The 21994-nt window shown below is 74.2% G+C and carries 15 protein-coding genes and 1 pseudogene; 4 read left to right on the forward strand and 12 right to left on the reverse strand.

The genetic code is table 11. The annotated features are described in order from the left end of the window. The first annotated feature begins 99 nt into the window (after nt 1-99). Nucleotides 100-816, forward strand: coding sequence for a TetR/AcrR family transcriptional regulator (locus ACZ4VL_RS29535; protein ID WP_468205848.1), 717 nt, complete (start codon nt 100-102; stop codon nt 814-816). Between the two features lie 32 nt (nt 817-848). Here the strand turns inward: ACZ4VL_RS29535 and ACZ4VL_RS29540 are convergent, their stop codons facing one another. The 5 genes from ACZ4VL_RS29540 to ACZ4VL_RS29560 all read right to left on the reverse strand — a co-directional run bounded on the left by ACZ4VL_RS29540 (nt 849) and on the right by ACZ4VL_RS29560 (nt 9412). After that, nucleotides 849-2120 (reverse strand): competence protein CoiA, encoded by a 1272-nt coding sequence (locus ACZ4VL_RS29540; protein ID WP_468205850.1) that lies wholly within the window; start codon nt 2118-2120, stop codon nt 849-851. An 87-nt stretch (nt 2121-2207) separates the two neighbouring features. Beyond that, nucleotides 2208-3626: a DUF2079 domain-containing protein gene (locus ACZ4VL_RS29545; RefSeq protein ID WP_468205853.1), complete on the reverse strand. Its 1419-nt coding sequence runs from the start codon at nt 3624-3626 to the stop codon at nt 2208-2210. A gap of 147 nt (nt 3627-3773) precedes the next feature. Next, nucleotides 3774-5840: a SpoIIE family protein phosphatase gene (locus ACZ4VL_RS29550; protein ID WP_468205856.1), complete on the reverse strand. Its 2067-nt coding sequence runs from the start codon at nt 5838-5840 to the stop codon at nt 3774-3776. A gap of 222 nt (nt 5841-6062) precedes the next feature. Beyond that, entirely contained in the window at nt 6063-7955 is a 1893-nt protein-coding gene (locus ACZ4VL_RS29555) for a peroxidase family protein (RefSeq protein WP_468205859.1), read from the reverse strand. 92 nt (nt 7956-8047) lie between these two features. Continuing rightward, nucleotides 8048-9412: a cytochrome P450 gene (locus tag ACZ4VL_RS29560; protein WP_468205862.1), complete on the reverse strand. Its 1365-nt coding sequence runs from the start codon at nt 9410-9412 to the stop codon at nt 8048-8050. Between the two features lie 335 nt (nt 9413-9747). On the opposite strand from ACZ4VL_RS29560, the gene ACZ4VL_RS29565 reads away from it, so the two are divergent. Beyond that, on the forward strand, nt 9748-10269 hold the full coding sequence (locus ACZ4VL_RS29565) for a SixA phosphatase family protein (RefSeq protein WP_468205864.1): 522 nt from the start codon (nt 9748-9750) through the stop codon (nt 10267-10269). Nucleotides 10270-10331: 62 nt separating this feature from the next. Here ACZ4VL_RS29565 and ACZ4VL_RS29570 read toward each other — a convergent pair whose 3' ends face one another. Next, complete coding sequence (locus ACZ4VL_RS29570; protein WP_468205867.1) at nt 10332-11774, reverse strand: DUF3533 domain-containing protein; 1443 nt, start codon at nt 11772-11774, stop codon at nt 10332-10334. Between the two features lie 137 nt (nt 11775-11911). Between ACZ4VL_RS29570 and ACZ4VL_RS29575 the strand changes: the two genes are divergently transcribed. Together ACZ4VL_RS29575 and ACZ4VL_RS29580 are read left to right on the forward strand one after the other, a co-directional pair. After that, nucleotides 11912-12574: a MerR family transcriptional regulator gene (locus tag ACZ4VL_RS29575; RefSeq protein ID WP_468205870.1), complete on the forward strand. Its 663-nt coding sequence runs from the start codon at nt 11912-11914 to the stop codon at nt 12572-12574. Nucleotides 12575-12628: 54 nt separating this feature from the next. Further along, nucleotides 12629-12868, forward strand: coding sequence for a hypothetical protein (locus ACZ4VL_RS29580; protein ID WP_468205873.1), 240 nt, complete (start codon nt 12629-12631; stop codon nt 12866-12868). Nucleotides 12869-12870: 2 nt separating this feature from the next. On the opposite strand, the pseudogene ACZ4VL_RS29585 reads toward ACZ4VL_RS29580, so the two are convergent. From ACZ4VL_RS29585 to ACZ4VL_RS29610, 6 genes and pseudogenes are all read right to left on the reverse strand, one after another. Beyond that, a pseudogene (locus ACZ4VL_RS29585) lies at nt 12871-13991 on the reverse strand (IS630 family transposase). A gap of 193 nt (nt 13992-14184) precedes the next feature. Further along, entirely contained in the window at nt 14185-16779 is a 2595-nt protein-coding gene (locus ACZ4VL_RS29590) for an acyl-CoA reductase (RefSeq protein ID WP_468205876.1), read from the reverse strand. Continuing rightward, entirely contained in the window at nt 16776-17942 is a 1167-nt protein-coding gene (locus ACZ4VL_RS29595) for a LuxE/PaaK family acyltransferase (protein WP_468205879.1), read from the reverse strand. Before ACZ4VL_RS29595 ends, ACZ4VL_RS29590 begins: the two co-directional genes overlap by 4 nt. Beyond that, nucleotides 17939-19150: a GNAT family N-acetyltransferase gene (locus ACZ4VL_RS29600; RefSeq protein WP_468205882.1), complete on the reverse strand. Its 1212-nt coding sequence runs from the start codon at nt 19148-19150 to the stop codon at nt 17939-17941. The genes ACZ4VL_RS29595 and ACZ4VL_RS29600 overlap by 4 nt, the downstream gene beginning before the upstream one ends. Continuing rightward, complete coding sequence (locus ACZ4VL_RS29605) at nt 19147-20571, reverse strand: MFS transporter (RefSeq protein ID WP_468205884.1); 1425 nt, start codon at nt 20569-20571, stop codon at nt 19147-19149. The genes ACZ4VL_RS29600 and ACZ4VL_RS29605 overlap by 4 nt, the downstream gene beginning before the upstream one ends. Beyond that, the gene (locus ACZ4VL_RS29610) at nt 20568-21872 is read right to left on the reverse strand and encodes a phenylacetate--CoA ligase family protein (protein WP_468205886.1); all 1305 of its coding nucleotides are present in this window, start codon (nt 21870-21872) and stop codon (nt 20568-20570) included. Before ACZ4VL_RS29610 ends, ACZ4VL_RS29605 begins: the two co-directional genes overlap by 4 nt. Nucleotides 21873-21994: the final 122 nt, after the last annotated feature.

A 21994-nucleotide genomic window follows, 5' to 3' on the forward strand; every position in this document is an offset into this window, starting at 1 on the left:
GCTCCGCTCTGAAACTGTGTCCGGCGGACACGATTAATTACTGTGTACCGTAGACGCAGTTGGTTGCGCAAGGACGGAACGGGGAGAGGAGCGGCAGGCATGGGTGGTGAGCACGCCGAACTGGTGCGGCTGCTGTGGGGTCCGCCCCCGAAGCGCGGGCGGGGCCCCAGGCCGACGCTCGACCCGGAGCGCATCGCGCGTGCCGGCATCGAGATCGCCGATGCGGAAGGCCTGGCCGACGTGTCCATGCAGCGGGTCGCCGCGCACCTGGGCGTGACGAAGATGGCGCTGTACCGGTACGTGCCGGGCAAGGCCGAGCTGGTCGCGCTGATGGTCGACGCCGCGATCGGCGACTGCCCCGCCGTGCAGGCGCGCTCCGGCGGCTGGCGCGGGCAGTTGGAGGAATGGGCGCGCCGGCTGGGCGAGGCCTTCGGCCGGCACCCCTGGGTCCTGGAGGCCACCGTCGGGCCGCGCGTCATGGGGCCCGCGGAGCTGTCCTGGTTGGAGCGGGCCGTCGCCGTCCTGGACGGTACGGGGCTGACCGGCGCCGAACGGATGGACGCCGCCGCCCTGCTGGCCGGCCACCTGCGCTCCCTCACCCAGCAGGCCCGGGCCGCGGGCCCCGAGGGCGACCTGGAGGCGCAACTGGGCGTCATCCTGGGCGGTCTGATGCGGGAGCACGGCGCGCGCTTCCCCGCGCTCACCGCGGCCCTGGAGTCAGCGGCCGCGTCCCACGGGCAGGACCAGGCCTGGGAGTTCGGCCTTCAGCGCATCCTCGACGGCCTGGCCGCCCTCATCGAGCAGCGCGCACGCTGAGCGCTGCCCCGCCCGCGGCGCACCCCCGCCCCCTACCCGGCCTCCGGGCCCGCACCACCGGGGTGGGGGTCGGGGGCGACCCGTACGAAGGCGCGGCGCCCGGTGGCCGGGTCGAGGACGGCGACCTTCAGCGGTGTCCGCGCGGCGGCCCGGATGCGGGCCAGCCACACCTGCCCCGGGACCAGTATCGTCAGGTCGTGCGGCCACGCCCCGAGGGCTTCCGGGCGGGGGCAGACCACCCCGGCCAGCCTGCGGATCCCCTCCCGGCTCGACACCGTGTGGACCAGCAACCCGTCGCCGTGCGCGCGGCTCTGGTCGCCGAAGAACACCCGCTTCCCCGAGGCGTCCCGCACCATCCCGGTGAAGGCGCCCCACTCCGCGGGATCGATCCCGCAGTACGCGAAGAAGCCGGCCAGCCGGGCCAGTTCCTCCTGCCGCTCCAGCTCCTCCGCCCGTTCCTGCTCCTCCTGCCGGGCCCGCAACTCGGCCCGCCGCCGCGCCCGTTCCTCGGCCTCCTGCCGGGTCTGCTCGGCCGCGGCGGCCCGCTCCTGCGCCTCCGCATCGGCTTCCAGACGCGCCCGCGCCACGGCCAGGTCCACGTACGCGGGCGCCGTCCACCACACCGAGCCGTCCCGCCCCGTGTGCGCCCGGACCCGGCCGTCGAGGATCCACGCGACCGCATCGCCGAGCGGGCGCCTGATGTGCTCCCACGCCGCGGGGGCCCGAAGCGTGCGCGGATTCCAGACGTACCGGGCCATCCCGTGGTGCACCGTCCAGCTCTGCCCGCGCCCCGGCGGAGGGTACACCTGCAGCGACGGCACGACCCTTTGCCACGGGCGGTGGTGCAGCGCCACCCAGCACACCGCGACGCCGTCGCGCGCGTAGCGGGCGGTGCGCGCCAGCCCGTCGTCCGCGGTCATGGGGGACAGCTGCGCCTCCAGGGCCATGAGCGGTTCGCCCCGGTCGTCGTGGACGAGGACGTCCGCACGCCAGTCCCGGGCCGCGGAGCCCACCTCCAGCTCCGCGTGCCACCCCGCCGCCCGGGCCGCCATGGCCAGCTCCAGCTTCAACAGGTGGTGTTCGGGCGACTCGTACGCCAGCGCGCAGTGGAGCGGCCGGACCTTGTGGTAGAAGTGCCGGGCCCGGTGCTGCGAGACGCGGGCGAAGACCTGGCCGCGGCACTCCGGGCAGGTCAGCTCCATCCTCTTGGCGCGGTGGACGTCGGCCCAGGAACGGCCGCACCCGAGGTCGTCGAGCGTCGAGTCGAGTCGTCCCCAGTCCTCGTGTATGGCGGTGAACCCCACCGGCCCCGCAAGGGCGGGCGGACGCGAGGTCCGTCACCCGATCACCCGATCACCCGCACCCGGCCGGATCGTCGGGGCGTGCCGGCCTCAGGCCGGGGAGCGGCGCAGCAGCACGAATCCGTCGTCCTCGGCGACCGTGCGCCAGCCGGCGTCGCGGGCGTCCCGGAGTGCCCGGGCCTCGTCCTCGGCCGACAGGGGGAAGCCCATCGGGTCATGGGCGTCGACGACGATCCATTCGGCGGTGAGCGGGATGCCGGGGAAGCCGAACAGGGTGACCGTGCAGCGGTCGGTGAGCTGGGGGACGAGCCGGTTGGACGCGGCGACGGTCGCGCCGTCGGGGATCCGGTCCATCAGGCGGTGGGCGGCGGCGGCGCGCGGCGGCGTCTGCCAGGTCGCCCGGTCGGCGAACCGGGCCAGCGGGAACTGCGGCAGCAGCAGGAGCGTCGTGGCGGCACTGATGGTGAGGGCGACCCGCACGGTCCGGCGGTCCTGCGCCGAGTCGCCGGGCGCCCACAGCCCCAGGCAGTGGACGAACGCGCCGAAGACGATCGGCATCAGGACGGCGCTGTAGTGGTAGACGGTGCCCCAGTAGGCGGGGGTGTCGGAGAGGAAGCGCCAGGCCAGCGTGGGCAGCGCCAGCACGATCAGCGGTGAGCGCAGCGCCATGAACGCGACCGGGGCCAGCAGCAGGACCAGGGTGGTGGCCTTGGGTTGCGGTGTGACCAGGTCGAGGGGCAGGTGCAGGAGGCGCGCCAGGGCCCCGCCGCCCGCCCCGCCCCCGGTCAGGACGCCCGTGTAGGCGTACCGGTGCTCGGGGTTGAAGGCCGGGATGATCACCAGGACCTCCAGCAGGGTACCCGCGACCCCGGCCGCGGCGGTGGCGAGCCCCAGCCGCCGGGGCCCCCGCCAGGCGATGTAGGCGCCGATCAGGGCGACGGTCGCCCCGAGGTCCTCCTTCACCAGCAGCAGGGGCAGGGCCCAGGCGGCCGCGGCGCGCCAACGCCCGTTGCCCAGGGCGGTGACCGAGAAGGCCAGCAGCGGGACGGCGAAGCAGATCTCGTGGAAGTCGAACTCGACGGCCGCGGCGATGCCCCAGGACGCGCCGTACCCGAGGCCGACCACGAGCCCGGCGGCCGTACCGTACGCCTGGTGCGCCCAGCGGCTCAGCGGCACCACGGACACGGCGAGCAGGGCGGCCTGCGCGACCAGCAGGGTCACGGGTGAGGGGACGAGCCGGTAGAAGGGGGCGAGCGTGGCGAGCACCGGGGAGAAGTGGTCGCCCAGCAGCCTGAAACCGGGCCCCTTCAGGGCGGACACGGGGAGACGGCCCCCCGCGTACGAGCGCACGGCCTGTTCGAAGATCCCGAGGTCGTAGCCGTAGGTCAGCATCCGCCGGTGCAGCCTCACCGACAGCGTGGCGTACGCGAGGAAGAACCCCGCGGCCAGGCACCACGGCAGCGCCGGGCCCGGAGCCGCTCCCGGGGCTCGCTTCTGCTTGCGCAGCACAGGTGACGTCCTCAAGGTCGATCAACGGCCACAAAACCCCTGAGTCGGCATCAAACCACCCCGTTCCGCCTTTGGGCCGGACCGGTACGGGCCGGGACGCGTCGAGTCGGGGCCGACCGAGGCGGGTCCCACGGGGGCGAGGGGGCGTCAGTTGCCGACGCGGGCGATGAGGATGGCGATGTCGTCGTCCGCGGAGGCGGGGACCAGGCCCGTGACCAGGGTGTCGCACAGGTGGTCCAGGGGGCGGTGGGGTTCGGTGAGCAGCCGGGTGAGCTCCCCGAGCCGCTCGTCGATGTCGGTGCCCCGGGCCTCGATCAGCCCGTCCGTGTACAGGACCAGCAGGGAGCCCGGCGGCAGGGGCAGGCGGGTGGTGGTGAAGTCGATGCCGCCGACGCCCAGCGGGACCCCGGGCGGACTGCTGACCACCTGGGCGGTGCCGTCCGGTCGCACCGCCACCGGCGGGGGGTGCCCGGCGCGGGTGATCGTGCATTCGCCGGTCCGCGGGTCGCAGGTGACGTAGAGGAAGGTGGCGAGCATCGGCTCGGCGAGGTCGGCGAGGGCCGCCTCCAGCTGGTGCAGCATGTCCGTCGGCGGCAGGTCCAGGCGCCCCAGCGCCCGTACGCTCGCGGACAGCCGGCCCATCACCGCGGCCGCGGCCATGCCGTGCCCCATGACGTCGCCGATCAGCAGCGCGGCCCTGCCGTCGGGAAGCTGGAGGACGTCGTACCAGTCGCCGCCCACCTCGTTGATGTCGCTGGCCGGCAGGTAACGGTGGGCCACCTCGATGCCCGTCGGCGGGGTGATGTGCTGCGGGAGCATGCTGCGCTGGAGCAGCACCGCGGTCTCGTGCTCGTGCTGGTAGAGGCGGGCGTTGTCGATGCTGATGGCGGCGCGGGCGGCCAGCTCGCCGGCGAGGACGACGTCGTCGGACCCGAACGGTCCCACCGGCCGCATCCGGTAGAGCGTGGCCACCCCCAGGACCAGGTCACGGGCGACCAGGGGGACCATCATGAACGAGTGCACGCCCGCCTTGAGCAGCTGTGCCGGCTTGTCGGTGCGGCGTGCCGCGAGGGCGACGGCCCGCTGGTCGAAGCGGGCGAGGACGTACGGCTGGCGGACGCTGAGGGCCTGGGTGTACGGGGCGCCGGCGGGGAAGACGAGGGTCCTCCCGATCGGGGCGAGGACGTCGCCGAGCGCCCGCCCGGTCAGCGGCGACTTGCCCAGGCGCCGCAGCTCCGCCCCCGAGGTCAGGCCCATGCCGGGCTCGCCGCCGCGGGCCAGGCTCTCCAGGACGTCGACGGTCACCACGTCGGCGAGGTGCGGCACGGCGAGGTCGGCCAGCTCCTGCGCGGTGCGCTCCAGCTCCAGGCTGGCCCCCATCCGTACGCTGGCCTCGCTGAGCAGGGCGAGCCGGCGACGGCCCACCGCGGCGGCGGTGTGGTCGCGCTGCTGTTCGGTGACGTCCACCAGCGTGGCGATCACCCCGATCGGCCGGTCCGAGGGGTCCTCGACCCGGACGTAGGAGCACGACCACACCCGGTCGTGGTCCGGGTCGGCCGGCGTACGCCCCCGGCGCCGCCGGTCCAGGAGCGGCTCGCCGGTGTCCAGGACCTCCCGCATCGCCTCCTCCATCTCGGCGGCGTTCACCTGGGGCAGCACCTCGGCGAGCCGTCGCCCGATGTGGGAGGACTCCGGCAGGCCGTTCATCCGCTCCAGGGCGGGGTTGACCAGCAGGAAGCGCAGCTGGGTGTCGAGGATGCCGATCCCCACCGGGGACCGGGCGAACAGCCCCTCCCACACCGCCGACGACCCGCGGACCCGGCGCGCGGCGTGCGCCTCGGCGGCGAACACCAGCACCGCCGACGCCGAGCCCTTCCGGTCGGGCACCGGGCAGGCCCAGATCTCCAGCTCCAGCGGATGCCCGTCGCGGTGCCAGGCGGTGACCGTGCCCATCACCCCGCGACCGGTGGCGGCCGTCTCCCACAGGGCCCGTCCCAGGCTGCGGTCGGCGCCCGGGTGCAGCAGGTCGGCGATGTGCCGTCCCAGCACCTGCGGAGGCGGGTACCCCAGGAGTTCCTGGGCGGCATGGTTCCAGCGGACGATCCGGCCGTCGGAGCCCGTCGCCACCTGGGCCACCGGCAGGGCGCCCAGCCACCCGCCGGCGTCCTGCGCGGCGCCGCTGATCAGCTCCTCCATCGAGGTCTGCTCACGCATGGGCCACCCACCCGGATCGGACCCGGACGACGTCGATCGTCCACACCCCCCATGGTCCCCCCGCACACCCCGTACGGCCCACCGGGCTCCCGACACGCACGGTGATCGGCCGGCCGCGGACGGCCCCTGCGGGACGGCCCCGCGGGGACGGCCCCACACGCGGCCGTCCCGCGGCCGTCCCGCAGCCGACGGCCCCGTGCGCGGCGGCCGGGGGCAGGTGCCCTACCGGCCCTTCCACGGCCCGAAGGCGTTGGCGACGCCGTCCAGGGCGGGGGCCAGTTCGGGGTGGTGCCGCAGCAGCACCGTGACCATGGTGTTGCGGTCGACCCACTCCAGGCCCTCCGCGGTGTACACCTCCGGCCGGTAGTCGGTGGTGAAGAAGCGGTCGCTCTTGAGCCGCCGGCTCGCCATCAGGATGAAGATCCGGAACAGGGAGTCGCTGAAGCCGAAGCCCTCGGGCCGCGGCTCCACCAGATTGCCGACGAGGGTGTCGACGCGGTCGAGCCGGCCCTCGTAGAGGTCCCTGATCAGCGGCGTGTCGTCCGGGTGGCCGCCCGTCAGCTCCTCGAAGGAGCTGACGGGCCGCTTGCGCAGCATCTGCCGGTAGGCGTTGTAGCGGGGGATGCCGCGCTCGCGGTCGCGCAGGATGTCGACGGTCCCGAGGTCCATGTGCTCGCCCGACAGCCGGATCAGGTTGCGCAGCGCGTCGGGGTGGTTGTGCAGGACCAGGGCGCCGGGGTGGGAGGTGCCGAAGGTGTACAGGAGGTCGCTCATCCCGAACTCGTCGACGGCCGTGCGGGTGGTGCGGCCCTGCATCTCGTCGAAGCCGATGGTGCGGCGCAGCCGGCCGCCGCGGTGTTCGTGCACGGCGAGCTCGTCGGGGATGAGGGGGTGCAGCCGGTACGCGGAGACGAACTCCTCCGTCATCGAGTACGGGGCCGCGTGGTGGTCGGTGGGGGAGCCGAGGATGCCGCTGAGCATCTCGCCCGAGCCGATCCGGCCGAACCGCTTGCTCACCCAGCGGGGCAGCATCCCGTACCAGTTGGCGTTCATCGCGTAGTGCAGCGCCGGCGTGTCGAGGATGCCGGGCGTCCACTCCACCGTGTGGATCTTCGCGATCAGGGCGGTGTTGACCAGCCGCGCGATCTGGAAGATCCGCTCGTCGTCCCAGGTGGGGTGGTGGGAGCGGACCATGTCGCAGATCGCGTTGTGCTCCTTGGTGAACAGGTGGTGCAGCAGCGACAGGCCCGCCCAGTAGTCGTGGTTCATCCCGGTCCAGTCCAGGCACTCCCGGCCCGGGCGGGGGTCGGCGGGCAGCCGGCCGTCCGCGCCGAGGACCAGCTTGCCGTGCTCGCCGGTGCGCAGCGAGCGGCAGCGCTCCTCGTCGCTGCCGTACAGCTGGGAGCCGTCCCACCAGTGGGTGACCGTGTTCTCGTACGTGGGCGGGGCGTCGGGGGTGGTGTGGGCGACCCGGTCGGGCTGGGTGCGGTTGATCCGCATGGGGCAGGTGCCGCCCCGGGCCTCCCAGTCGTCGTCCGGGGCCAGGGGCACGGTGAACGGGTCCACGGCGGTGTTGTCCCCGTGGTTGGCCCAGCCGTGCATCTGGAACTGGATCCAGGCCGCCGCGAGGAGGTTCAGCGTGGTGGCCGGCACGAAGGAGCGGCGGGCCAGCAGCTGGCGGCTGATCTCCCGGGGGCTCGGGCTCATCAGCTCCGCGTCCGGCTCCGGGTAGGAGAGGTCCAGCGGGGCGTTGCGGTCGAGCCGGGTGCCGACCCGGCCCATGTCCTCGTCGTACGGGTCGTAGCCGGAGCCGTCGTACGACCGGTAGGGCAGCAGGTGGGAGGTGGCCCGGCGGGGGCGCTCGCCGCCCGCGCCGAAGGTGTCGTACAGGTTCTTGCGGCGCAGGTCCTCGCGGAGGGTGCGCAGGTTCAGCAGGGCGAGCGGCAGGGGGAGTTCGTGCCATTCCCAGTGGGCGTTGATCCCGGCGAAGGCGGCAGAGCCGAGGCGCTCCAGCAGTCCGGCCGGCCCGTAGGGCGCGGTCACCCAGCTGCCGGGCTGCTGCGGTGTCTCGGGTGCGGTGGCGGCGGTGCGGGTGGTGGGGGCGGTGTCGGTCATCGGGGCCTCGTGGTCTCGGCCGGCCGGCGGTCTCCGGCTCGGTGGGCGAAGAGCGGGAAGGGACGGGGCGGGGCGTCGGCGCAGGTCAGCGGTCAGCGGGGTACGAGGCCCAGCCGGATGCCGGCGGTGTCCACGATCAGCGGCAGCGGGCCCGAGGACGGCAGCGCGGGCCGGGCCCCGGTGAGGCGGTCGGCGCGCAGGATTTCGGCGCACAGGGCGGTGGTCACCAGCAGCCCCAGGTTCTCCCCGGGGCAGCGGCCGCCGCCGTGGCTGAACGGCGCGAACTGCAGGATCCCGGTCGCGCCCGGAGCCAGCCAGCGGCCGGGTACGAACGCGTCGGGCGCCGACACCCGGTGCGGGTCCCGGTTGTGGAACAGGGCGGGCACCAGCACCGACGTGCCCGCGGGGTAGGGCGCGCCGCGCCAGCTCGTGGGGGCCCGGGTGACCCGTACCAGGTCCGGCACCAGCGGGAACAGCCGCAAGGACTCCCGGACGCAGGCCTGCAGCCGGGGCAGGAGCGGGCCGCCGCCCGCGGACACCTCGCCGAAGACGGCCTCCTGCTCGGCCGGGTGGGTGGCGATGAGCAGCAGGGTGCGGGCGGCGACGGGGCCGAGCGCGTCGAGGGCGAGCAGCCAGTGGTGGGCCTGGCCGATCGGGTCGAGGGTGCCGTCCGGGTCCGGGTGGGCGAGGGCCCGGGCGGCCAGGGTGTGCGCGGGCGCCGCGGCGGCGTAGGCGGCGATCCGCGCGTTGGCCCGGGCGTACAGGCTCCGCGCCGCCTGGGTCTGCTTGCGGCGCTTGCCCATCCAGTTGCCCTCGTTGCGCAGGGTGAACAGCCATTCGGTGAGCTGCCGGTCGTCGGCGGCCGCCTCGCCCAGGACGATCCGGCGGGTCACCCGCTGCATCGCGCGTTCCAGCGCCGGCGTGTCGAGGAGGCTGCGCGAGGCGAGCCGCCGGGCCTCGTCCGCGACCACGGCGAGGTACTCCGAACCGCAGGGGTGCACGGCCTCGGGGGCGGCCACGACCTCGTCGTTGATCTGCCGTCGCTGTTCGCGGAGTTCGCCGTGCGAGCAGATGACCCCGGTGGGCTCCAGGACGGCCAGGCCGGCGGTCTTGTCGGGGGAGTCCATGGCCAGCGTACGGACGGGTTCGGCGTAGAACTGGCGGATTTCGGGCTCGTCGAGGAGGACGAGCATGGGCCCGGACATGCCCTTGAGCAGCACGGGCGCACCGCCGTGGCGGGCCCGCAGGGCGCGCAGGGTGGCCGCCGACCAGGCGGGCTGGCCGACCGCGGCATAGGCCTTGACCACGACGGGACGGGCGTTGACGAACCCGCGGACGAAAGCCGGCAGGGTGTGGGTGGCGAGGAAGCGGAGGTTCTCGGCGACCCCGGCGACGGCCGGCGCGGCGGTGCCGGCGGCGTCGAGTCCGCGGCCGACTGCCCGGGTGGACTGGCTCATGCCTCGATCACCTTTCGAGGGGTCCGGCGTGGGCCGGGGCGGCTGTGGAGCAACGCCGGTCACGGTAGGCGACGGGCACGGCCGGCTTCCCGAACGCCATGCAGGTAATCGATTCTGCATGCCCCACCCGAGCGAAACCGGCCGCCGTCGGCCGCCGGTCGGGCCGGATCTGCTTCAGGCCGTCCTGCGCGTCCACCGTTCGGCCGCGCTTGCCGCGGGGCCGGCCGGGGAAAGCGGAAGGGGGCGGTTCCGGACCCGGGTCGCCGAGGACGAGGAGCGCCCGGCACGGGGGCCGCGCGGGGGACCGGCGGGCCGGGCCATGGGAGGTGTGGACGGTGCCGGACATCGAGCGCCGGATCGTGGTGGTCCGCCATGCGAAGGCGGTGCCCCGAGAGGCCACGGACGTCGAGGACTTCGAGCGCGAGCTCGCCCACCGGGGGCGTGGCGACGCCCCGGAGGCGGGCCGCAGACTCGCCGCGTTCGGGTTCGCCGTCGACCTCGCGCTGTGCTCGCCGGCCCGGCGGACCCGGCAGACCTGGCAGCTCATGCTCCCCGCGCTCGCCGACCCCCCACCCACCGTCTTCGACGACCGGCTGTACCAGGCCGACGCGCAGGAACTGCTCGGTGTGCTCGGGGAGCAGGCGGACGAGCTGACCGGTCTGCTGGTCGTCGGCCACAACCCGGCCGTGCACGAGCTCGCGGTGGGACTGTGCGGCGACGGGCCGGAGAAGCTGGTCGCCCGCCTCGGGAAGTCCTTCCCCACCAGCGCCATCGCCGTGTTCGCCGTGAACGGCGGCTGGGGAAGCCTCGCGTGGAAGGCGGCCCGCCTGGTCGAACTCTGGACGCCCCGCGGCTGACGCGGAACGCACGTCGGGCCGCGCCCGGGAAGGGCGCGGCCCGAAGGGGGAGGAGCCGGCGGTCAGAGCGCGGCGGACGCCGAGGAGGCGGCGGCCGGGGCCTCGGCGGTCTGCGGGATGCGGTGCAGGCCCTTGCGGTCGTAGAAGCGGGTGATGCCGAAGCCGAACACCACGGAGACGGCGAGCGCGATGCCCATGGCGGCCCAGGCCCGGGTGAGGCCGGCGTCGCCCTGCGCACCGTAGTACAGGATGGAGCGCAGGCCGCCGGTCAGCTGCCGGAGCGGCTCGAACTCGGCGAGCGTACGGAAGAACCCGGGCAGCGCCTCCAGCGGCACGGTCGCACCGGACGACGGGACGGCCATCGCGATGAAGACGATGGTGGAGATCAGCATGCCGGGCGTGCCGAAGGCGGCCAGCAGGGCGAGACCGCTGATGCCGACGACCGCGATGGTGGCCACCGAGTACAGCCACAACAGGCCCAGGTGGGAGGCGTCCATGTCGAGCAGGCCCACCGTCGTGGCCTCGATCAGGGAGCCCATCACGACCGACAGGCCCAGCATCATGAGGGCGCCGATGGCCAGGGTGCGCACACGGCTCGTGTGCCGGACCGGGGTGCGCCGGCGGATCGGGCCGTAGTCGGTGTGCAGGTAGCCGAGCGCGTTGTCGACCTGGGAGTTGATCACGTTGGCGCCGAGCATGCCGCACACCAGCAGGACCAGGGCGTAGTAGAACGCGCTCAGGCCCATCGCGCTGCGCGCGCCGACCGGATGCCCGTCGGCGACCTCCACGGCGGCCGGGTCGGCCAGCATCAGCTTGGCGGCCGGGGGCAGCTGGGCGGCGGCCGCACCCTGGGCGGACACCCGGGCGAGGAGCTCCTTGCCGAGCTGCGCGGAGGCGGCGTGGGCGGCCTGCTGGCTCGCCTGGGAGGCCATGGACGAGCCGAAGCTACCGGCCGACTGGTTGGTCAGCACCGTCAGCTTCGGGCGCACCGGCTGGGGCTGTGCCTGGCCCTGACCCTGCGGCTGGGCCTGGGGCTGCCCCTGTGCCTTGGCCTGGGCCTGCGCCGGGTTCTGGGCCTGGGCCTGGGCCTGGGCCGGCGGTGCGGCCAGGGCCGACACCGACGCGGTGAAGTCCTCCGGGACGACGAGGGCGCCGTAGAGCTTGCCCTGGCCGAGCCGCTCGTCGGCCTCCGCACGGCTGAGCACCTGCCAGGAGATGCTCTTGTTGGCCGACGCGGACTTCTGGATCCCGGTGACGACCTGCTCGCCGAAGTTGACGTGCTTGCCGCCCGAGTCGGCGCCCCGGTCGCTGTTGACCAGTGCGACGGGCAGGTCGCGCAGGTTCCCCTTCGGGTTGACGTTGCCGCCGACGTACAGCAGCGCGAACAGCGTCGAGACCACCGCGAGGATCGCGCCCGTGCCGAGCCACAGCCGTGGGCTGCGCAGGACGGAGGAGGGCTCCGAGGGTGCTGTGGGGGACGGGGCGGACGGCTGGGGCGAAGGCATGGCAGCTCCAGGGTGATTACATGGAGTAGTTAGATATTCAAGGTATCCAGTACTAGATAGTGGCAGTATCTTCTTAGGGTGTCCAATCGACGACGACGGCGGCGGTCCAGCCCGGCCGCACCACAGCGAGGTAGCCGATGAGGATCTCGGAGCTCAGCCGCAGCACCGGCGTGCCGGTCGCCAGCATCAAGTACTTCCGCCGCGAGGGTCTGCTGCCCGCCGGCCGGGCCACGGCCGCGACCCTGGCCGAGTACGGGGAGGAGCACGTCCACCGACTCCGGCTGATCAAGGCGCTCACCAGCCTGGGCGGGCTCTCCATCGCCGCCACCCGTGAGGTCCTCGCCGCGGTCGACCGCGCCGACACCACCGACGCCGCCCTCGGCGCGATCAGCTACGCCCTCCCCGTACCGGTGGCGGAGGCCCCCGCCGGGGACTCCGAGCAGGAGGCCGAGGCCGAGACGGCCGCCGAGGCGGACGTCGCCGCGCTGATCGCGACCATGGACTGGCAGGTCCCCGACACCTCCCCGCACGTACGGGGGCTCACCACGGCGCTCAAGCAGCTCAGGCGGCTCGACGCCGGGTACCGGCCGGACGGCCTCCTCGCCTACGCCGAGCTGGCCGACTCCGTCGCCCGCCTCGACCTGCGCCGCGCCGCCGCCTTCTGTGACTCGGCGGCGCTGGCGGAGCAGGCGGTCGTCGTGTTCGCCCTGTCCGCCCCGGTACTCGAACTGCTGCGGCGACTGGCCCAGGAGGACCAGGTCCGCCGCCGCACGCCGATCGAGGCCCCGGACGCCGACTAGTGCTGTGACCGGGAAGGTTCACCGGGTTAGGGCGTGTGCTGGCAGGATCGGCTTGTGGATCTTTCCGAGGGCATGGCTGGCTGGACTGATTGGGACGGTGCTGCCTTCGTGGTGGGCCGTTCGCTGGGGATCTTTGACGAGTCTGTGACGTTCACGCAGGTCAAGGGCGTGTTCTGGACCGACAACCCGTTGGGGAACGCTCTTCACGAGGTGCTTCTTCAGCTGGTCGCCGCAGGAGTGCTGGAGCGGCGGGAGGAACCGGAGGACGAGCAGTTCCGGTGGTCGGGGCGGTGATGTCAGGCTGCGGTCGGTAGTGGTCTGCCGCCCCAGCGGACACCTCGCTCGCTGCGGATGCGGGCGCGTTCGCGTCGCTGGGCGGCCAAGACGTCGGGGTGGCGGGCGTTGTTGTTCCGCCAGCGCAGGTAGGCGTGCAGGGCCCGGGTCTGGACGGTGTGGTTCGGATGGTGGGAGTTGGCCAGGGTGAACTGCCGGAGCGGCCCGAAGTGGGCCTCGATGGGGTTGGCCCAGGACGCGTAGGTGGGTGTGAAGCACAACTCGACCTTGTTCTTCGCCGCCCACCTGCGGATCTTCCAGTTCAGATGGGCCGAGAGGTTGTCGAGGATCACGTAGATCGGCCCGCCGTCCGGGCGGGCGGCCCGGATCGACCGCAGGGCGGACCAGGTGTGGTCGCTGCCCTTGCGGCGCCGGTTGATACCCCACAACTTGTCGTCGCCGACCGAGTAGCAGCCGTGGAAGTAGGTGATTCCGTGGGTGCGGCGGTAGGTGGCCGGCAGCCGGTCGGGGCTGCCCTGCTTCTTCCAGCAGGAGCCGACGGTGGGGCGGATGCCCAGAGGGCAAACTCGTCGAAGGCGAACGTGCGGTCCGGCCGCTCGTTAAGCGCGTACTCGATCCGGGCCAGCTTGGCGTCGAAGGCCGGGTCCGGGGATTCCTTCCAGGTCTTCGTCCGCTGGAAGGTGATCCCCCGGCGAGACAGTAAGCACCGCAGGGCCTCACGGCCGATCCGAACCGGCCTGGCGACGTTGCGTCGCAGGTGATCGACCAGTTTGCGGACCGACCAGCGGGTGAAGGGCTTGCCCAGCACGGTGGGGCGGGTGGTGGCCGTCTGAATGACGAAGTCCTCATCGTCACTGCTCAGCAGGCGGGGACGGCCTCCCGCCCACTGAGGGTTGAGGCATGCGAGCCCGATCTCGTTGAAGCGGTGGATCACGTCACGGACGGTGCCCTCGTCCGCCTGGACCAGACGCGCGATCACCGGGACCTTGCTACCGCCGGCCGAGGCCAGCAGCATCATCGCCCGCCGAAACCGCACCGAGCTGGTGCTGCCCCGCCGAACAGTCTGCTGGAGCTTCTGTCCCTCCTGCTCCGTCAGCCTGCGGACCCTGACCTGTGGTGCCATCCCGCCCGACCATGCTGGGTTGGAAGCCGTCACTTCCGACCAGCACAACGAGCAACCCGGTGAACCTATGCGGTCACAGCACTAGCCGGGCCGGAGCCGGGGCCGCAGCCGCAGCCGGGGCCGCAGCCGCAGCCGGGGCCGCAGCCGGGCCGAGGGGTCGGGCCGGGCCCCGCCCCCTCGACCCCGACCAGGCCTAGCGGCGGCCGTCCACCACGGAGCGGAGCTTGCCGCTCGTGGGGCTGCGGTCCAGCGACGCGCCGTCGACCGCCTCGACCACCAGGTCCAGCAGCCGCTCCGACACCGCCGAGCGGAGGTCGGGGTAGCCGGCCAGGAACACCTCGCGCAACCGCTCCGGGTCCGTCCCGGCGGAGCGCTCCACCCGCACCGTCAGCCGCTCGCGCGCCTCCCCGTTGCCGAGCAGGACCTGCAGCTCGCCGCGGTGGCCGCCCTGCTCCTCCGCCAGGGTCACGAAGCGGCGGTGGTTGAGGAAGTACGTCGCCACCCGCATCACGTCGCCGGTGCGGCCCTGCAGCTCGAAGCGCGGGGCGTGGCTGCCGCACGGGCAGCGGCCCGGCACGGCCCGCCCCAGGTCGCCGATGACGTACCGGCCCAGCTGCTGGCCGCGCCGCGCGTGCGTGGTGAACACGAGCCGGCCCGTCGCGCCCGGCTCGACCGGCCGGTCCGCGTCGGGGTCGAGGATCTCCATGGTGTGCAGGTCGGCGTGGAGGTGGTGGACCCCGCCCGTGCTCTCGGTGCACTGGTAGCCCAGCGGGCCGAGGTCGGTGCTGCCGTAGGTGATGGAGCGGACCACCTCGATGCCGAACTCGTCCTCCAGCGTCCGCTGCTGCTCCGGCGTGAAGCGCTCGCCGCCGTAGAACACCTTGCGCAGGCCCCCGTAGGCGCGCAGCGCGTCCGCCTCCGCGTGCAGCAGCTGCCACAGGTAGGAGGGCATGCCGAAGAGGGTGGTCGCCCCGTGGTCGATCAGGGCCCGCGCCGTCGCGCGGTGGTCGGGCCCGGCGGCCAGCGGGAGCTGGACCCCGCCGAGCCGCTCCAGGATGGAGAAGAAGCTGATGAAGCTGCCGTACATGCCGCCGCAGTAGAAGAGGTTGGCGGTACGGTCCCCGACCGGGTCGTAGCCGGCGGCGAGCAGGCCGCGGGCCGCGGCGTGCATCTGCGCGTCGTAGTCGTCGTAGCTGAACAGCGACAGCGCCGGGGCGCCCGTGCTGCCGCCGCTGTGGAAGTACAGCTCCGCGTCGGCGCGGTCCACCCGGCCGTTGCGCTCCTGCACCTCCTCCTTGCCCAGCAGCGGGCCGGCGGGCGCCGGCAGCAGCACGGGCCCGGCCAGGTCGTCCAGGCAGGCGGTGGTGGCGAACCGGTCCGGATCGGCCTGGACCGCGACGCGGCGGCTGTAGCGCTGCAGCGCGTACACCCCGTCGTGCGGCTCGCCCGTGTAGCTGTCGAGCATGGCGCCCACGGGCGTGACCCGGGTGACGCCGGCCGCCAGGGCGGTGCGCGACAGCTCGGCGATGTCCGTCCTGCTGCCGGCGATGCCCGCGGTCTGCAGGTAGCGGCGCATCGGCCGCAGGGTCGCGATCATCCGCTCGCGCGGCAGCGGCTTGACCCACACGCTGCGGTGCAGCGGGGACGCCGTCAACGGGGACCGGGTGTCGGCCATGACCCGCCACGAGCCGTCGTCCGCGGCGAACACCCGGGTCAGACCGAGGTGTTCCTCCAGCCGGGCCACCAGCTCCGTGGTGGTCAGCTCGGCCTCCTCGGCCGGGTCCCGGTCCCCGCCCGCGGCGCCGGGCGGCGGGGCGGCCGCGGACCGGGCCGCGAGGACGCCCGCGAACCGCTCCGCGAACGCGAAGACCTCGGCCTGGTCCTCGGTGTCCAGGTAGACCACCTGCGGGCTCGAACAGGCCTGCTGCTCGTGCCGGCACACGTCCCCGGCGAGGGCGTCCAGCGCGTCCCCGTCCGACCAGGCGTCGCCGGTCAGGTACGCGAACGAGATCCGGTGCCCCCACTCCACCAGCCGGCAGCCGGCCGGCACGTGCGCGGCCACCCCCGCGACCGCGGCCTCGCCGCCCCAGACGGCGACGGCGTCCGCGGGCGCGCACATCAGGCGCAGCCACTCCTGCCGGGACGACCCGAAGCGCAGCACGACGATCCGCGCGGCCAGCGCCCCGCTGGGGTCCAGGGCGGCCAGCTCGGCCATCAGGGCCTGCGGGAAGAGGGAGTCGGCGCTGCTGGTCTTGAGGACGTTGACGTTCCCTGCGAGCAGGCCCTCCACGATGCTCAGCGGGGCCACGGTGGCCGCGTTGCCCGGAGCGATGTGCGCGACCATGCCCACCGGCGCCCACGCCTCGTACACCGCCTCGCGCGGGTCGGGCCGGTTCAGCCGGCCGGGCGCGGAACCGCCCAGCTCGCGGCGCAGCTTGCGGGTCAGCTCCCGGCGGCCGAGGTGGTGGCCGAGCTCCGCCAGGAGCGCCGGGTCCTCGCCCTCGGGCAGGTGCGCCGCCAGCCGGGCGTGCACCGGGTGCTCCGGATCGAGGAGGGCGCCGGCCAGGGCGTCGCAGGCGGCCAGGACGGTCTCGGTCTCCAGCGGGGTGCCCAGCGCGGCCTCGACCGCGGCCGGGAGTTCGGCGAGCCGGCGCCCGGCTTCCTCGTCGCCCGTGAAGGCGCCCTGCCAGTAGTGCGGTGCGTCGGCGGTCGGCCCGCCGCCGTTCTCGTACGCGGTCACGGCCACGGTCACGGCCAGGTCTCCGTCGACGGTCATGCTCACGGTCACGCCATTCCCTTCATCAGTTCCGCCGCGGCCACCGCGCAGCTCCGGTTGCGGCTCACCCCGGCCCGGCCGTGGACGGTGAACCAGGGGGTCCGCAGCCCGCACCCGCAGGCCTCCCCGGGTTCGAGCGAGGCCAGGTCACCCATCACCACGCTCTGCGCGGGCACGGACGTGATGTACGGGGACACCAGGTGCAGGTAGCCCCGCTCCCCGAACGGCAGCGGCTCCAGGGTGCGAGTGGAGCGGATCGTCACCCGCGACCAGACGGGCGCGTGCAGCCGGTGCCGCTCGCACTCGATGTACGGGATGCAGTGTTCGACCGAGCCGAAGGTGTCCCGGATCCGCTCGCCGGGGATCCCGAGCTGCTCGGTGACCCGCGCGTACAGCTCCTCCTTGCCGATCCGCCGGTCGGCGTGCCCCTTCCAGCCGCCGCCGAGGACGACGAGGGAGCCCTCGGGCAGCCGCAGCGGCGGCACGCCCATGGCCCGCATCCGTTCCAGGGTGAACCACAGGAAGGCGGGGAAGCCGAGGATGCGGACCGGCGCGTCGTCCCGTTCGAAGCGGCGCAGCGCGGCGATGCAGCCGAACGGGTCGAACTCGTGGTCGCCGCCCGCGCCGCCGCCCGTGTTGCGCAGGGCGTACTCGACGCTGCGCGCCGGGGCGAAGTCGCAGAGGTAGTTGTCGGTGAAGGCGGTGCCGAGGTTCAGCGACGGCGCCGGCTCGTAGCTGTAGAGCAGGTAGTTGACCTCCTGCTCGGGGGTGATCCAGCCGTTGCGCTCGAAGATCCGGGCGACCATGCGCTGGGCGGAGCGGATCGTCCAGTGGTCGAAGAACATCTGCGACTTCTGGCCGGTGGTGCCGGAGGAGGTCAGGTGCAGTTCGACGTCCTCGCGGGGGATGGACAGCACCTCGTGCCGCTTGAAGAAGTTCGCGTGGACCAGCGGCGTGCGGTACGCCCCGCCCTCCGCCGCGGGCGTGGCCGCGTACAACGAGCGGAAGAACGGGGACCGTTCGGCGTGCCAGGCGTTGATCTCCGCCATGGCGGCGGCGAACAGCTCGTCCTCGGCGGGCCCGGAGGCGTACGGGTCGGTCAGGTCGCACAGTTGCTGCACGTGCGGCAGGAGGGCGGGGTCGGGCACGCCGACCGGGGCGAGATGGGGGTTCATCGGGCAACCTCGGGTGGTGTGGGCAGGTGCGTCGACGCCCAGGCCGACACGTAGCAGTCCAGATAGGGCTGGAGCGGCGGCTCGACGGCGACGCCGCGGAAGTCGATGCGCTCGGTGGAGCGGGACAGCACGACGTAGTCGTGGAACCCGTCGCCGTCCGCGCGCATCGCCGGGTACAGCGCACCGGCCACGAACCCCTGGGCCAGGAAGGCCGCGAGGGCCTCCTGGTGCGCGAGCGGCACCAGGGCCTCCACGTAGCCGGCGCCCGCGCGGGCCAGGGCCCGGGTGACCGGTTCGAGGTGGGCGGCCGCCGCGGCGGGGTCCGGGTGGGCGGTCAGCAGGGAGCAGTAGCCGCCGGCGCGGTTGAGGTAGGCGTACACCTCGAACCGGCCGTCCTCGGGGGTGAGCAGCACGTTGGGGGTGTGCAGCGGGTAGAACCAGCCCTCCGCGCCCGGGAAGTGGTCGCGGAACCGGCGGCGGACGAACGCCGGGGCCTCGATCACCTCCAGTCGCATGGCGGCCTCCGGCGCCGGCGGCGCGGTGACCGGCGGGGCGCCGGGGGTAGCGGGGGCGGAGGGGGTGGAGGGGGTGGAGGGGGTAGCGGGGGTGGAGGGGGCCGCGGCGGCCCGGACCTCCGCGTAGCGGATGCCGAGCGCGCCCTCGGCCGTCCGCAGCAACGGCAGCAGCGCGGCGGGCACTTCGGCGACGGGCATCCGGCGGTCGAGCACCCCCGCGGAATGACGCGCGTAGAGCGCGAGGCTCTCTCGGCTGCTGAGATCCACCGCGTTGGGCAGGATGCCCAGCGGGCGGAAGCCGTTGCGGGCGACGACGCGCTGCGGGCCTGCGCTGACCGTCCGGACGGTGGCGTACACGGAGTCCAGGCGCCCGGAGTCCAGCATCCGGGTGCACAGTTCCTCGGTCAGGGCCGCGGCCAGGCCGCCCGAGCGGTGCTCGGGGTGCACGGCGATGCCTTCCAGACGGCCGATGCGGCTGCCGGCCTCGCCGTGGATGGCGGCCGAGGCGGTCAGGGCGCCGGAGTCGGGGCAGCGGCCGACCAGCCACAGGGAGTGCGGGTCGGCGATGAGCCGCGCCATCTCGGCGGGGTCGGTGCCGAGGGCGACGGGGTAGTGAGGTCCGTAGACGGCGTAGTAGAGCTGGCGCAGTTCGGCGATGTCCGCGCGGGCGGCCGGGGTGATGACGGGGTTCACCGCGCGCCTCCCGCCGGCCGGGCGGCCGCGCCGCCGACGGCATCCGCCTCCGCCTCGGCATGCGCGTCCGTTTCCGCTCCTGCCCTTGCTCCGGCCTCCGCCTCCGCGGGTTCCGGGTGGTGCCGGCCGAGCAGGGCCAGGGCGCAGGCGGCGGGCAGCAGCCCGATGCCCTGCACCAGGCACAGCGTCTGCGGCGAGAGGTGGTCGCCGGCCGAGCCGAAGACCAGCGAGGCCACCGGCAGGGAGGCGCCGAGCACGGCCTGCATCACGGCGAAGAAGCCGGGCTTGTCGGCGGCGGGCACCAGCCGCTGGAAGAGGGCGACGAAGCGGACGCTGACGGCCCCGGCGCACCAGCCGGCCACGACCAGGCAGCCCGCGAACACCGGGCGCAGCGGGGCCAGGCCGGGCAGGGCCAGGGCGACGGCCATCAGCCCCAGGCAGTACGCGCCGGCGACGGCGGGCCGGCCCGGGACCCGGGTGCCGGTGAAGGCGCCGATGAGCGCGCCGGTGCCGAGGGAGGCCTCCAGCAGGGCCACGGTACCGCCGCCGCCCTGCAGGACGGACCGGGTGTAGAGGGGGATGACGACGAACACGGCGGCGGTGAAGAGGTTCGCCGCGGTGAAACAGACCAGGATCCTTCGTACGTAGGGCAGTTCGCCGAGGATCCCGCGCAGCGTGCGGCGCTGCCCGGCCACCGCGGACGGCCCGTCGGCGCCGGCGCCGCCGTCGGCGGCTGCCGCTCCATGGGCCGCCGCGGCGGTGCGGAACCGCGCCGTCGCGACGAGGACGGCGGCGAGCAGGTAGGCGGCGGCACACCCGGCGGCGAGCCCGGCCACGCCGGCCCGGTCCACGGTCAGGGCGCCGAGCAGGGCCCCGCCCAGGCCGGCCAGGGACTGGGTGGACAGTTCGAAACCGGTGGCGGTCTCGATGTCGGCGTCGTCGACGAGTTCGGGCACCGACGTGGTCAGGCACGGGTCGAAGAAGGCCTGGCAGGTGGCCAGGGCGAGGGCGGCGCCGTACACGGCGGCCACCGGCAGGCCGCTGCCCTGCGCCCACAGGGCGAGACCGGCCGCGGCGGCTCCGGCCGCTGCGGCGGCGGTCCGCAGCACCGAGCGGTGCGCGAACCGGGCGACGGCGCGGGCCACCAGGGGCGCCAGGGCCACGGCGGGCAGCGTGCAGACGGCCATGAACAGCCCGGAGGCCAGTCCGCCGGCGTCCTGCACGGCGTAGGCGACGAGCCACCATGACACGCCGACCTGGAACATGCGCACGGCCCCCTGGGTGAGGACCTGGCCCAGCCAGACGGCCCCGAAGGCACGGTTGCGCAGGACGAGCGGCAGCCGCCGGCCGCCGGTCCCGGGCCGGTCGGTGGCCGCGGCCGGGGCCCCGACAGGGGTCTGGGGTTCGGTGACGGCGCTCATGCGGTCGGCCTCTCGTCCAGGACGCGGACGAGCTTGCCCGAGCGCGGGTTGACGGCGAGGTCCCGGTGGCGGGCCCACTCCACGGACAGCGGGTGCACGAACCCGGCGCGCACACTGTCCGGGTACAGCGGCCGTACGGTCTCCAGCTCCGTGACGACGGCCCGGGCCAGCGCCTCCAGTCCGCCCGGCCGGCGGTCCGCGTCGGCGCCGTCGCCGGCACCCCTGCCGTCCCCGGGCGCCGTCGCCAGCCGCAGCACGAGTCCGTCCCGGCCCTCCCAGCGGCGTACGACGAGCTGCATGCCGACGACCCGCCCGGCGGTGTCCGCCGCGGCCACGGCCTGCTGGGCGTCCTGCGTGTAGAGGGAGACCGGGCCCACCCGTACGCCCTCCTCGGCGCGCCCGAGGATCCGGAAGTGGCCCTCCCCGGTGCCCGTCCACTCGGCCCGGTCGCCCGCGGGGTAGCGGATGACCGGCATCAGGCGCCGGAACAGGCTGGTGACCACGACCCGGCCGGGCCGCCCCGGCTCGGTGACGGGCTCACCGGTGGTGTCGTCGAGGATCTCGACGACCGAGTGCGGTGTGAAGGCCCGGTGCACCCGGGCGTCGGGGCCGGGCACCGGGCGGCCGAGCAGACCGGCGTCCACGCTCGCGTACCCGACGGAGCGGGCCTCGGCGTGCGGGAACGCGGTGGCCAGCAGCCGCCGCTGGTCGTCGAAGAGGGCCTCACCGCCGAAGAGCAGCAACTCCACGGAGTCGAGCCGGACGCCGGCCGCGATGACGTGCTCGGCCAGCCGGCACAGCGTGGTCGGCGTGCCGGTCAGTACCTGGGCCGCGAGGTCGCGCAGCGTGGGTACCGTCGACTCCAGCGGGGCGGCGCCGCCGATGGGCAGGCGGACGTTGTCCACGGGCGCGTGGGTCAGGGAGTCCAGGAGGAACAGGAAGCTGGCGTACAGCTCACCGGCGTAGAAGAGGTCGGCGACGCGGTGCCCCGGGCGCAGGCCCGTGTCCACGAGCCCCTGACCGAAGGCGCTGACGAAGGTGCGCCATTCGTCGCGGGTGTAGACGGAGAACTTGGGCGAGCCGGTGGTGCCGCCGGTCTTGTAGACGGTGGCCTCGCTGAGCGGGCCGGTCAGCACCCGGTTGTCGTGGAGGGTGTTGGCCGCCCAGAACTCCTGCTGGTCCACGACCGGAAGGTCGGTGAGGCGGTCGACGTCCGGCGGCAGGGACGCGTAGAGGTCGCGGTAGAAGGGCGAGTTGTGGCGGGCGAAACGTATGAGGTCCGAGAGCTGCTGGGCGGACATGGGCCTTTGCCTAGGTGAACGGGAACAGGGGCGGGAGCCACCTCGGGGCGCGGCAAGGGCACGGGCCCGCCTGCGCATCGGCCGGTGGTGGGTACGGGGGAACCCCCGCACCCCCGCCTCCT

The organism is Streptomyces sp. NPDC029014, from assembly GCF_055564695.1.

What these genes read in the sequence shown, in the direction of transcription:
- ACZ4VL_RS29535 (WP_468205848.1), top strand. Translation starts at nt 100, where the DNA reads ATGGGTGGTGAGCACGCCGAACTGGTGCGGCTGCTGTGGGGTCCGCCC.
- ACZ4VL_RS29550 (WP_468205856.1), bottom strand. Translation starts at nt 5,840, where the DNA reads ATGCGTGAGCAGACCTCGATGGAGGAGCTGATCAGCGGCGCCGCGCAG.
- ACZ4VL_RS29555 (WP_468205859.1), bottom strand. Translation starts at nt 7,955, where the DNA reads ATGACCGACACCGCCCCCACCACCCGCACCGCCGCCACCGCACCCGAG.
- ACZ4VL_RS29560 (WP_468205862.1), bottom strand. Translation starts at nt 9,412, where the DNA reads ATGAGCCAGTCCACCCGGGCAGTCGGCCGCGGACTCGACGCCGCCGGC.
- ACZ4VL_RS29570 (WP_468205867.1), bottom strand. Translation starts at nt 11,774, where the DNA reads ATGCCTTCGCCCCAGCCGTCCGCCCCGTCCCCCACAGCACCCTCGGAG.
- ACZ4VL_RS29575 (WP_468205870.1), top strand. Translation starts at nt 11,912, where the DNA reads ATGAGGATCTCGGAGCTCAGCCGCAGCACCGGCGTGCCGGTCGCCAGC.
- ACZ4VL_RS29595 (WP_468205879.1), bottom strand. Translation starts at nt 17,942, where the DNA reads ATGAACCCCCATCTCGCCCCGGTCGGCGTGCCCGACCCCGCCCTCCTG.
- ACZ4VL_RS29605 (WP_468205884.1), bottom strand. Translation starts at nt 20,571, where the DNA reads ATGAGCGCCGTCACCGAACCCCAGACCCCTGTCGGGGCCCCGGCCGCG.
- ACZ4VL_RS29610 (WP_468205886.1), bottom strand. Translation starts at nt 21,872, where the DNA reads ATGTCCGCCCAGCAGCTCTCGGACCTCATACGTTTCGCCCGCCACAAC.